Raw genomic sequence first — 10,669 nt, 5'->3', positions numbered from 1 at the left:
GCGCTGTTACGTTTGCCGGTGATCTGGATGGGTTCGTGCGATTCGGCTACGTCATCGAGGAGTTTGTAGAGAAGTTTTCTCGCTTCGGTCGCTGTGATCGTGGGCATGGCTGCCTCCTTTGCGTACGCGAAATCGTACGTTATTCGCAGGGCATTGTCAACCAGCAAACGACAACACCAGCAAACGCCAACGCCGCCCAGGGGCTTAAAGCCCTGAAGCGGCGTTTTGGCGATCCTTGGACGACTGGGTTGGGACCAGGGGTCATTCAGGCGGCTCGTCCCAATTCCTCCCTGATGACCTTTCGCAGCATCTCTTCGAGGGTGTCGGTGTCCTTGGCAAGATACTCCTTGAGGGCGTCATTGATCATGGTCTGATACCCTTTTCCGGCAAATTCGGCCCGCGCGCGGAACTCTTCAATCACGCTGTCGTCCAGATAGATGGTGATTCTGGTTTTCCCAGGTTGCGGGACCACGGCGCCACGTTTTGCGTTTGAAAAATCGTAATCAGCCTTCATAGTAAGCCCTTTCTTGGCCCTTGCGCGACGGGCTGAAATCAGGCGGTCTTGGAATTAGAGAATCGGTCACCGTGCGACCTGTATCCCTCAGTTGAGTATGCCGTTTCCGGAACGCACTATCACCGGAGCGCACATTGCTGTCAAGCCGCGTCTTTGAGCGTGGGATAGGGTTGGATAAGGACTTCCGCTGGTATGCCAAGTCCGCTATGCAGATTTCGGATCATCTCCATGGTTAATGGACGCTTTCGGTTCAGTACCTCGGAGACACGGGCGCGACTGCCGATATGAGGTTCAAGGTCGCGACGCGAAAGGCCCCGGCTTTCCATGTGATACAGGATGGCCTCGATCGGGTTGGGCAGGGGGAGGCTGTAATACTTTTCTTCGTAGGCATCGACAAGAGTGGACAATACCTCAAGCCTGTCCCCTTCCCGCGTATCTGGCGCGGCGTCGAACAGTCGTTCAATCTCTTCAAGAGCTGCCTGATAATCGGCCTCATTTTTTATGGGTTTGATTTCCATCTGAATTTCTCCGTTCAGATCGTTCTTGCGTCGATTTTGTCATAGTCCCGATGGGTGCCGACAAAGCGGATATACAGCAGGCCATGAGCGTACTGGACGGCTACGATAAGTCGGTAAGTGTTCCCCTTGATGTTGAATACGACTCGGTTGTCAGCCAGAAAGCTGGCATTGCGGTAAACATTTTTGATATCCGCCGGTGAATGCCAGTCGGCATGTTTAGCATCGTCATACCACGCCTGTAATGGTTGCCGCGCATCCGGATGCTGGCCCCAAAATTCTCGGAGGGTTTTACGGGAGATGATGCGCATGGAAGTTATTATACCCACGATCCCGTGGTGGGAGCAAGTATTGTTTCACTTTTAAGTGGAGTTGTTGCCCGGCAGATTCAATTTACTTCAGGCTCAGTCGGTTCGCACCCATTTCGGCTGTCTTGCTTTCTTCACTCATAACGCCAAACGCTGCCCAGGGGTTTAATCCCTGAAGCGGCGTTTTGTTTGTCGCCGGCGCTGTAAATTCAATGTCGGTGACGGCCGCGTAAACAGGCGGGAGCGGCAAGGGATTTCCCTTCTCGGACCATGCTCCGACTTTGCGAAAGCCATTCTCTGGTGTACGATGTCGGCGGAGGGGTGATTTGACGGATTGCGATTTTATCAAGGAGAATGCCCATGTTTCAGAAAGTTCCCCGCGCCGAACTGGAACGGCGCCTGGCGGCGTTGCGTGCCCGCCTCGACCACGATAGCCCCGAGTGGCGGCTGCTGGCGGTCTTCGGCAAGATCAACCAGTTCTATCTCACCGGCACCATGCAGGATGCCGTCCTCCTCGTACCCCGCAGCGGCGCCGCCGTCTACTGGGTGCGGCGCAGCTTGGAGCGCGCCCTGAATGAATCGGAATTCGGCGACATCCGGCCGATGACCAGCTTTCGCGACGCGGCCGCCGCCATGGGAGCGCTCCCCGATACCGTCCATCTTGAAAGCGAGCGCGTGCCGCTGGCGGTTTACGAGCGCTTCAACAAGCATTTTGGCTTTGCCCGGAGCGCTTCCGCTGATCTTTCCCTGGCGGCGACGCGGGCGGTGAAAAGCGCCTATGAGCTGGAACGCATGGAAGAGTCGGGCCGTATCCACCAGCGCATCCTCGAAGAACGCGTCCCCGAACTGCTGCGGGAAGGGATCAGCGAAGCCGAATTCGCCGGAGAGCTCTATGGGGCGATGATCCGCGAAGGCCATCACGGCCTGGCCCGTTTCGGCATGTACGAGACGGAAATCCTTCTCGGCCACATCTGTTTCGGCGAAAGCTCGATCTATCCCACTTCCTTCGACGGCCCCGGCGGCAACTACGGCATGAGCCCGGCGGTGCCCCTGCTCGGCAGCCGGAAGCGGCTTCTGCGTCCCGGCGATCTGGTTTTCGTCGACATCGGTTGCGGGGTCGACGGCTACCACACGGACAAAACCCTGACCTACGTCTATCGTGGCCAACTGCCCGAGGAGGCGGTGCGCATCCACCGGCGATGCATCGAGATCGAGACCGCTGTTGCCGCGCTGCTCAAGCCCGGCGCGATTCCCTCGGAAATCTACGCGCAAATCACCGGCGCGCTGGAACCGGAATTCCTCGACGGATTCATGGGCTTCGGCACGCGCCAGGCGCGGTTTCTCGGCCACGGCATCGGCCTGCACATCGACGAATGGCCGGTGCTGGCCAAGGGCTTCGACGAGCCGCTGCAGGAAAACATGGTCCTGGCCGTCGAACCGAAAAAGGGGATCGCCGGCATCGGCATGGTCGGCACCGAAAATACCTTCGTCGTTACCCCCACCGGCGGGCGCTGTCTGACCGGACTGCATCCCGGACTTTTGGCGGTCGGTTGAGGCAATAGGAAGGATTCAGCAAAAAAGGGGGCCGTTTCGGTCTCCCTTTTTTGCTGCCGGGACGACTTTTCTCCGAGGCCTGTTAATCTTGTTCAGGAACACCGGTTGGAAAGGAGCGGTTGATCATGGCGAATGCGAAACTCAATGATCCCTGGCAACGGTTGCTGCTCTTGATGGTTCTGATGCTGGCGGTGAATTTTGCCTACATGCTGCTCTTCGCTCCCCAGCAGGAACCGGTCGCCGATTTGTCTTACAGCCGCTTCAAGGCGGAACTCGCCCGCGACCGGGTGGCGAGCGTGCGGATGAGTGGCGAACGGGTGACGGGCAACTTCCGCGATGCCGTGGAGATTCCTGCTGATGAAGGCATGGCTCCCGTCGCCTACCTGCGTTTCCAGACGGTGCTGCCACCGGTTGACGATCCGGAACTGTTGCCGCTGCTGGAAAAAAACGGCGTGGAACTCGAGGCGCAGGCGAGCGAAAAGCCGACCTTTTGGGCCTCGCTGCTGATCTCCCTGCTCCCCTGGGTGTTGATCATCGGCGTCTGGGTTTTTGTCCTCAAGCGCATGCGCGAGTCGAACGGGCCGGGCGGCGGGCTCTTCGGTCAGTTCCGCCGTTCCGGGGCGAAACTCTACAGTCAGCAACTCTCCCGCGTCACCTTCAACGATGTCGCCGGACTCGCCGAGGCCAAGCAGGAGTTGGGGGAAATCATCGCCTACCTGCGCGATCCCCGGCATTTCAGCCGCCTTGGCGGCAAGGTGCCGCGCGGCATTCTGCTGGTCGGCCCGCCGGGAACCGGCAAAACGCTGCTGGCCCGGGCCGTGGCCGGCGAGGCCGAGGTACCGTTTTTCACCATTTCCGCCTCCCAGTTTATTGAGATGTTCGTCGGCGTCGGCGCCAGTCGGGTGCGGGACCTCTTCGAGAACGCCAAAAAGAGCGCCCCGGCCATCATTTTCATCGACGAGTTGGATGCCGTCGGCCGGTCCCGGGGGGCGGGTTTGGGGGGCGGCAACGACGAGCGGGAACAGACCCTTAACCAGCTCCTGTCCGAGCTCGACGGCTTCGAGCCCCATCAGGAAGTGATCGTGCTCGCCGCCACCAACCGCCCGGACGTGCTCGATACGGCGCTGCTGCGGCCGGGGCGCTTCGACCGCCAAGTCGTGGTGGAGCGTCCCGACTGGCGCGACCGCCTGGAAATCCTCAAGGTCCACGCCCGCAAGGTCAAGCTGGCCGAGGATGTCGACCTGACGCCGTTGGCCAAGGGGACGCCGGGGATGGTCGGCGCCGATCTGGAGGCGGTGATGAACGAGGCGGCGCTCATCGCCGGACGCGAGCAGGCCGAGGCGATCGGCAACGAACACCTGGATAAGGCCAAGGACCGTCATCTGCTGGGGCTGGAGCGCAAGCTCTATCTCTCCGACGAGGAAAAGCGCATCACCGCCATTCACGAAGCCGGCCACGCCCTGGTGGCCAAGTGCCTGCCGGGGAGCGACCCGATCCACAAGGTCACCATCATCCCCCGGGGGCAGGCTCTTGGCGTGACCCTGCAACTCCCCGCCGACGACCGTTATCATTACCGCTACGGCTATCTGACGGATCGCCTGGCCATCAGCCTCGGCGGCCGCGCCGCCGAAAAGCTAATTTTCGGCGAATATTCCACCGGGGCGCAGAGCGATCTGAAGCAGGTCACGGACCTCGCCGAGAAGATGGTCTGCCAGTGGGGGATGAGCGAACGGCTGGGGCCGGTCAGTTTGGAGCGGGGGGTGGAGCATCCCTTCCTTGGGCGCAAGTTGGCGACGGAAACGACTTTCAGCGAAGAGACCGCCCGGCTGATCGACAAAGAGATCGAGGCGTTGTCCCGGCAAGCCGAGCGCCGGGCCGAAAACCTGCTGGAATGGAATCGGCCGGTGCTGGAGCAATTGGCCGAACGACTGCTGGTCGAAGAGGTGCTGGACGAAGGGGCGCTGACGGAGTTTTTCGCCGCCGCCAACTTGCGCCTCGATGAGGGAGGGAGTGCGGAGGCAAAAGGACAATCCTGAAGCGGGGGAGGTGGTCTCATCTGTATGGCTTTTTTAACACAAGTGTCAAAAAAACCGACAGTTGAGGGACGCAAGAGGCGGTTGTCCGTGAGTTGTTTTCCACTGAATCCCGGGGGTTAGCCGGCCTTTTCGAGTTGGCAGGGTCCTTGCTTTTCAATCTGCTACGAGGTTTTCTCATCCCTTTTGATGAGTTTGTTTATTGAGGGAAAGGAACATCCATGACAACGCGACCTGACCACCGAGAGCTCCAAGAACGGGTTGCCGTGAAAGAAGGCCCGAGGCGCGGCCTCCTGACCTTTTTGCTGCGCGACGCCCTGCCCATGCTCATCATGATTATTTTCCTCATTGTCTGTACCGTCCTCCTCTCCGAGAAGATCGAGCAGGCCAAGCTTTCCCGCACCGTTGGCGTGTTGGCGGAAAAAAACGCCCAGCCGTAATTGTTCACATCCCCCATCGATAAAAAAGGACGGCTTCTTTGGCCGTCCTTCGTTTTTTGAGCAGGGGCACTGTTTATCGGGGCTTGCGCGGTCCCGGAGCCGAACGGCACCCGAGGTGGGCGTCCAGCTCGTCAATCCACCCGGCTTTGGCGTCGGGAAAGGCGTCAGCGTAGGGGACGTAGGGTTTGATGTCCAATACCGGCGTGCCGTCGAGCAGATCGACCCCACGCAGATGCAAGGTTCTTCCTTCCACTTTGACCAGTTCCACCGCAGACAGGCCGATGGCGTTGGGGCGATGGGGGGAGCGGGTGGCAAGAACTCCCCGCTTCGGCCCGCCCCGGGGCGGCTTGACGGTAGGTTTCCAGCCGTCGCTGCGATGTAAGGCATAGATCAGCCACAACCGCTCGAAACCCTCCAGATCCTGAAGGATTTGCTCGTCCAGCCAGCCCGCCAACTCCAGCGTCGCCGTCGCCGCTTCCCCCGTTTTCGTCCCTTGCGTCACCGTCCCCTGATGGGGGGCGTCGATACGGCGCGCATAGGGGGAGCGCAGAAGGCCGATGGGACGGTAGGTGAACAAGGCTTCTTGGGTCATGGTGGGGAAATGGGCGGCAAAGGGGTATGTCGCGTCAGGAACGCATCAAGCCGGTTGGCGAAGGCCTGACGGTCGCTCGGGCTGAGAGGTGGCGGGCCGCCGGTTTCGATGCCGCAGCCGCGCAGCTCATCCAGGACGTTGCGCATCATCAGCCGCTCGCCGATGGTGTCGGTCGTCATCAGGGCGCCACGTGGGTCGAGGGCGTGCCCGCCTTTGTCGAGGACGGCCGCGGCCAGGGGAATGTCGGCGGTGACCACCAGGTCGCCGGGCCGTAACTCCGCCACGATCCGGCCATCGGCGACATCGAAGCCGGCGCCGACCTGGATGCACCGGATGTACTTCGAGGGCGGCACGCGCAGCGCCTGGTTGGCCACCAGAATCAGCGGGATGCGGCGCTTTTCGGCGACGCGGAAGAGGATGTCCTTGATGACGCGGGGACAGGCGTCGGCGTCGACCCAGATCTGCATATTATTCCTGTTCTTGGGGGATTGGCGGGGCGAAGCCTAACATATTTCGGCAGAGCGGGGGAAGATCGGCGCGGCGGAGGCGCGAGAATCGTCCGGGCGCCGCGATTTTCGGTTTTCGCCCAAAGTCCTCTGTCGGCCCAACTCCGCGCAAATGCCGGCTCGGGCGAATCACCGAACAAAGTGCATGTAGGCCTTCTTTTCTTGCGTCGGCGGGACCACCGCCCCCTTGCCGTGTTCCACCAGCTTCAGCAGCCAGGCCATATTCTTCCCCAGCACCCGCATGATCTGCGCCCCTTCCTCATCCTTCGCCACCTCCCCCGGCATTCGGCCGTGAATGACGTTCCAATAGTTCGAGGTGGGGATCAGCATCTCGGAATACATCAGAAAATTGTTGAGTTGCTCGAAGGCGGGGAGGCCGCCGGAGCGGCGCACAGCGACCACCGAGGCGCCGACTTTGTGGCGGAAGAGGCCGCCGTTCATGCCGGCGACGTAGAAGGCTCGGTCGAGAAAGGACTTCATCGTTCCCGAGATGGCGGCGTAGTGCACCGGCGAGCCAAGCAGGATGCCGTCGGCCTGCTTCATCTTCTGAATCCAGGCGTTTACCTCGTCGCCGGGAAGCACACACTGCTCGTTCTTGTTCTTGGCGCACAGGCCACAGGCGATGCACCCGCGGATCGCCTTGTCCCCCACAGTGACGATCTCAGTCTCGATCCCCGCCATTTCGAGCTCGGCCGTGACCATCTTCAGGGTATGCCAGGTGTTGCCTTCCCGGTTGGGACTGCCGTTAAATGCTACGACTTTCATGTTCATCTCCTCCGTTTGTTGGTGTGAGGGAAAGCAAAGAAGGGCGGCCTGAACAGCCGCCCTTCGTCATTTTACTTGCCCCACTTCTGCTTGATCCGTTCCACCGCCTCGATCACGTTTTCTTTGTGACCGAAGGCGCTGAGGCGGAAGTAGCCTTCGCCGCTGGGGCCAAAGCCGCTTCCCGGCGTGCCGACGACGTGGCACTCATTGAGCAGTTTGTCGAAGAAGTCCCAACTGGAAAGTCCGCCCGGCGTTTTCAGCCAGATGTAAGGGGAGTCGACCCCGCCGAAGCAGGTGATGCCGGCTTGGGAGAGCCCTTCTCGGATGATGCGGGCGTTATCCATGTAATAGTCGATGATTTCCTTGGTCTGCTTCCAGCCTTCGTCCGAATAGACGGCAGCAGCGGCCTTCTGTACCGGGTAGGAAGCACCATTGAACTTGGTGGTGGTGCGACGGTTCCAGAGTTTGTTGAGGCTGTACTTTTCTCCCGTTTCGGTCGTTCCCATCAGCTCTTCGGGCACCACGACCAGGCCGCAGCGCACGCCGGTGAAGCCGGCGGTTTTAGAGAAGGAGCGGAACTCGATGGCGCAGGTCTTGGCGCCCTCGATCTCGTAGATGGAATGGGGAATCCCCGGCGTGGTGATGAAGGCCTCGTAGGCGGCGTCGAAGAGGATGATCGCGCCGTTGGCGTTGGCGTAGTCGACCCAGGCCTTGAGCTGTTCCTTGGTGGCGACGGTGCCGGTCGGGTTGTTCGGCGAGCAAAGGTAGATGATGTCGACCTTCTTCTCGGGGAGTTCCGGCACGAAGTCGTTCCCTTCGGTGCAGGGCATATAAACGACCCCCTGGTAGTACCCTTTTTCGTCCGCTTCGCCGGTGCGGCCGATCATGACGTTGGTGTCGTTGTAGACTGGGTAGACCGGATCGCCGATGGCGACGACGTTGTCGAGGGCGAAGATGTCGAGGATGTTGGCGCAGTCGCACTTGGAGCCGTCGGAGATGAACATCTCGGAGGTGCGGAGCGAGACGCCCAGAGGCTTGTAGGATTTCTCGATGATGGCGTTGATCAGCCAGTCGTAGCCCTGCTCGGGGCCGTAGCCGGCGAAATGATCGGTGGTGCCGAGATCATCCACTGCGTCGTGGAAGGCCTTGAGCACGGCCGGAGCCAGGGGCCGGGTGACGTCGCCGATGCCGAGGCGGATGACCTTGGCATCGGGGTTGGCCGTGGTAAATTCACGCACCCGGCGACCGATCTCGGGAAAGAGGTAGCCGGCTTTGAGTTTCAGGTAATTGTCGTTGATACGAGCCATTAAAATTCCTCCGGTGATAACTTGAAAATAAAATCAGATCTCACGCAAAGACGCCAAGCCGCAAAGCGTTTAAGTGCATAATTTGGGTTTTATTTCGCGGCTTTGCGTCTTGAGTGAGCGAAGCGAACGGGCGTGAGATTGCTTTTTTATTTACTGGCTTTTTCCTCGATCCAGCCGCCGGCTTTTTGCATATCCTTGCCGACGCCTTTGGTCGTTTCGCAGCCGCCGAGAAAGAGGGCCGCCGCCAGCAGCAGCATCATCAGTCGGGTCATGATGTCACCTCCGTTTATTTAAGTCCGAGAACGTCCTGCATGTCGTACATCCCCGCCGGTTTCCCGGCCAGCCAGCCGGCGGCGCGGACTGCACCCCGAGCGAACATGTCGCGGCTCATGGCCCGGTGGCTGATTTCGATGCGCTCGCCCATACCGATGAAGTAGACGGTGTGCTCGCCGACGATGTCGCCGCCGCGCACCGTTTGCATGCCGATCTCTTCCTTGGTGCGCTCGCCGCACATTCCCTCGCGGTGGTAATTGGCGACCTGGTTGTAGTCGCGACCGAGGGCCTCGGCCACCACCTCACCCATGCGCACCGCGGTGCCCGAGGGGGAATCCTTCTTCTTGTTGTGGTGCAGCTCGACGATTTCCACGTCGAAGCCATCGCCGAGAATCTGGGCCGCCTCCTTGAGCAACTTGAAGCAGGCGTTGACGCCGACACTCATGTTCGGAGCGAGGACGACGGGGATCTTCGCGGCGTATCTTTCGGCTTCCTTGCGCTGTTCGGGAGTGAAGCCGGTGGAGCCGATGACGATGGTCTTGCCCAGATCCGCGCAGACCTTGAGGTTGGCGAGGGTGACTTCGGGGAAGGTGAAGTCGATGAGCACATCGGCGCTCTTCAGGGCTTCTTCCAGGCTGCCGCAAATCGCCACGCCGCTTTCCCCGCAACCGGCGATAAGGCCGGCATCCTGGCCGATCATTTCGTGCCCGGGGCGTTCGCAGGCCCCAGCCAGTTCCATCCCTTGTGCTTCCTTGATGGCGGTGATGATGCGTCCGCCCATCCGCCCGGCGGCGCCGGTGACGGCAATCTTGATCATAAACAATCCCTTGATAATGGATGTAACGGTTAAATCAGCCCGTAGCCCTTCATCACGCTTTTGAGCGTTTCCAGGGTATGGGGCTGCATGTCAACCAGGGGCAGGCGCACGGTAGCGCCGCACTTGCCCATGAGGCTGGCGGCGGTCTTCACCGGGACCGGGTTGGACTCGATGAACATGGCGTTATGGATGTCGAGCATCTTCAGGTGCATCCCGCGGGCATCGTCCCAGCGCCCTTCCTGGATGGCCGTAACCATCGCCTTGACTTCTTTCGGCATGATGTTGGCGGTGACTGAGATCACTCCTTTGGCGCCGACGGCCATGAGCGGCAGAGTCAGGAAATCGTCACCGGAGAGGACGTCGATCTTGTCGCCGGCGGCGGCAAGAATTTCCCCGGATTGGGTAATGTTCCCCGAGGCTTCCTTGATTGCCACGATGTTGGAAAATTCGGCGAGGCGGATGGTGGTCTTGGCCTCCATGTTCATGCCGGTGCGGCCGGGGACGTTATAGAGGATCTGCGGCAGGGGAACGCTTTCCGCAATCTTCTTGTAGTGCTGGTACAGGCCTTCCTGGGAGGGCTTGTTGTAGTAGGGCGAAACCAGCAGCACGGCGTCGGCGCCCATCTTTTTCGCGTGCAGGGAAAGTTCGATGGCCTCGGTGGTGCTGTTGGAGCCGGTGCCGGCGATGACCGGGACGCGTTTGTTCACCTGCTCGATGCAGATCTGGATGACCCGGTCGTGCTCCTCGTAGTCGAGGGTAGCCGACTCGCCGGTCGTTCCGCAGGGGACGATGACGTCGGTGCCGTTTTCAATCTGGAACTCAATGAGCTGGCGGTATTTTTCTTCATCCACCCGGCCGTCGGGGGTGAAGGGGGTGATGATGGCGACCATCGAACCTTTGAACATGATTTCCTCCGGAAAGTAAGTTGTCCCTATCGAGAGATATGTGTCGATGCAAATTTATAAAACAGGTTTTCTCCAACGCGTCTCGGCCCGGAGATGCCGTTCTCCTGAGTCGGCGAGGAGGGTATAACTAGCATATCCTG

The 10,669-nt window shown here is 60.2% G+C and carries 13 protein-coding genes; 3 read left to right on the top strand and 10 right to left on the bottom strand.

Features of this window, described 5'->3' with window-relative positions; translation table 11 throughout:
• Positions 1–265 precede the first annotated feature (265 nt).
• From BQ4888_RS05270 to BQ4888_RS05260, 3 genes are all read right to left on the bottom strand, one after another.
• Positions 266–514 carry a BrnA antitoxin family protein gene (locus tag BQ4888_RS05270; protein ID WP_092054565.1) on the bottom strand — a complete coding sequence of 83 codons (249 nt, stop codon included), beginning with the start codon at positions 512–514 and terminating at the stop codon, positions 266–268.
• 140 nt (positions 515–654) lie between these two features.
• Positions 655–1,032: a helix-turn-helix domain-containing protein gene (locus tag BQ4888_RS05265; protein WP_092054563.1), complete on the bottom strand. Its 378-nt coding sequence runs from the start codon at positions 1,030–1,032 to the stop codon at positions 655–657.
• Positions 1,033–1,046: 14 nt separating this feature from the next.
• Positions 1,047–1,340, bottom strand: a complete 294-nt coding sequence (locus BQ4888_RS05260) for a type II toxin-antitoxin system HigB family toxin (RefSeq protein WP_092054560.1) — start codon at positions 1,338–1,340, stop codon at positions 1,047–1,049.
• 357 nt (positions 1,341–1,697) lie between these two features.
• Here BQ4888_RS05260 and BQ4888_RS05255 point away from each other — a divergent pair, with 357 nt between their 5' ends.
• The 3 genes from BQ4888_RS05255 (at position 1,698) to BQ4888_RS05245 (ending at position 5,364) form a co-directional block, all read left to right on the top strand.
• The gene (locus BQ4888_RS05255) at positions 1,698–2,891 is read left to right on the top strand and encodes a M24 family metallopeptidase (protein WP_092054557.1); all 1,194 of its coding nucleotides are present in this window, start codon (positions 1,698–1,700) and stop codon (positions 2,889–2,891) included.
• 125 nt (positions 2,892–3,016) lie between these two features.
• The gene (ftsH, locus tag BQ4888_RS05250) at positions 3,017–4,927 is read left to right on the top strand and encodes an ATP-dependent zinc metalloprotease FtsH (protein WP_276609587.1); all 1,911 of its coding nucleotides are present in this window, start codon (positions 3,017–3,019) and stop codon (positions 4,925–4,927) included.
• 218 nt (positions 4,928–5,145) lie between these two features.
• Positions 5,146–5,364 carry a hypothetical protein gene (locus BQ4888_RS05245; protein WP_092054554.1) on the top strand — a complete coding sequence of 73 codons (219 nt, stop codon included), beginning with the start codon at positions 5,146–5,148 and terminating at the stop codon, positions 5,362–5,364.
• 73 nt (positions 5,365–5,437) lie between these two features.
• Here BQ4888_RS05245 and tsaA read toward each other — a convergent pair whose 3' ends face one another.
• The 7 genes from tsaA to dapA all read right to left on the bottom strand — a co-directional run bounded on the left by tsaA (position 5,438) and on the right by dapA (position 10,529).
• Positions 5,438–5,956, bottom strand: coding sequence for a tRNA (N6-threonylcarbamoyladenosine(37)-N6)-methyltransferase TrmO (gene tsaA / locus BQ4888_RS05240; protein WP_092054551.1), 519 nt, complete (start codon positions 5,954–5,956; stop codon positions 5,438–5,440).
• Positions 5,953–6,423 (bottom strand): YaiI/YqxD family protein, encoded by a 471-nt coding sequence (locus BQ4888_RS05235; protein WP_092054548.1) that lies wholly within the window; start codon positions 6,421–6,423, stop codon positions 5,953–5,955. Before BQ4888_RS05235 ends, tsaA begins: the two co-directional genes overlap by 4 nt.
• 168 nt (positions 6,424–6,591) lie before the next feature.
• The gene (locus BQ4888_RS05230; RefSeq protein ID WP_092054545.1) at positions 6,592–7,227 is read right to left on the bottom strand and encodes a flavodoxin family protein; all 636 of its coding nucleotides are present in this window, start codon (positions 7,225–7,227) and stop codon (positions 6,592–6,594) included.
• A 71-nt stretch (positions 7,228–7,298) separates the two neighbouring features.
• A complete protein-coding gene (locus BQ4888_RS05225; protein ID WP_092054543.1) occupies positions 7,299–8,534 on the bottom strand; it encodes an LL-diaminopimelate aminotransferase in 1,236 nt (411 codons plus the stop codon).
• 146 nt (positions 8,535–8,680) lie between these two features.
• Positions 8,681–8,806 (bottom strand): entericidin A/B family lipoprotein, encoded by a 126-nt coding sequence (locus BQ4888_RS05220; protein WP_092054540.1) that lies wholly within the window; start codon positions 8,804–8,806, stop codon positions 8,681–8,683.
• Positions 8,807–8,820: 14 nt separating this feature from the next.
• Positions 8,821–9,624: a 4-hydroxy-tetrahydrodipicolinate reductase gene (gene dapB / locus BQ4888_RS05215; protein ID WP_092054537.1), complete on the bottom strand. Its 804-nt coding sequence runs from the start codon at positions 9,622–9,624 to the stop codon at positions 8,821–8,823.
• Positions 9,625–9,653: 29 nt separating this feature from the next.
• The gene (gene dapA, locus BQ4888_RS05210; protein ID WP_092054534.1) at positions 9,654–10,529 is read right to left on the bottom strand and encodes a 4-hydroxy-tetrahydrodipicolinate synthase; all 876 of its coding nucleotides are present in this window, start codon (positions 10,527–10,529) and stop codon (positions 9,654–9,656) included.
• Positions 10,530–10,669 lie beyond the last annotated feature (140 nt).

Origin of the sequence: Desulfuromonas acetexigens (assembly GCF_900111775.1) — a bacterium.
GTDB classification, from domain to species: Bacteria; Desulfobacterota; Desulfuromonadia; order Desulfuromonadales; family Trichloromonadaceae; genus Trichloromonas; species Trichloromonas acetexigens.
This window is presented reverse-complemented; position numbering and strand designations above follow the sequence as displayed.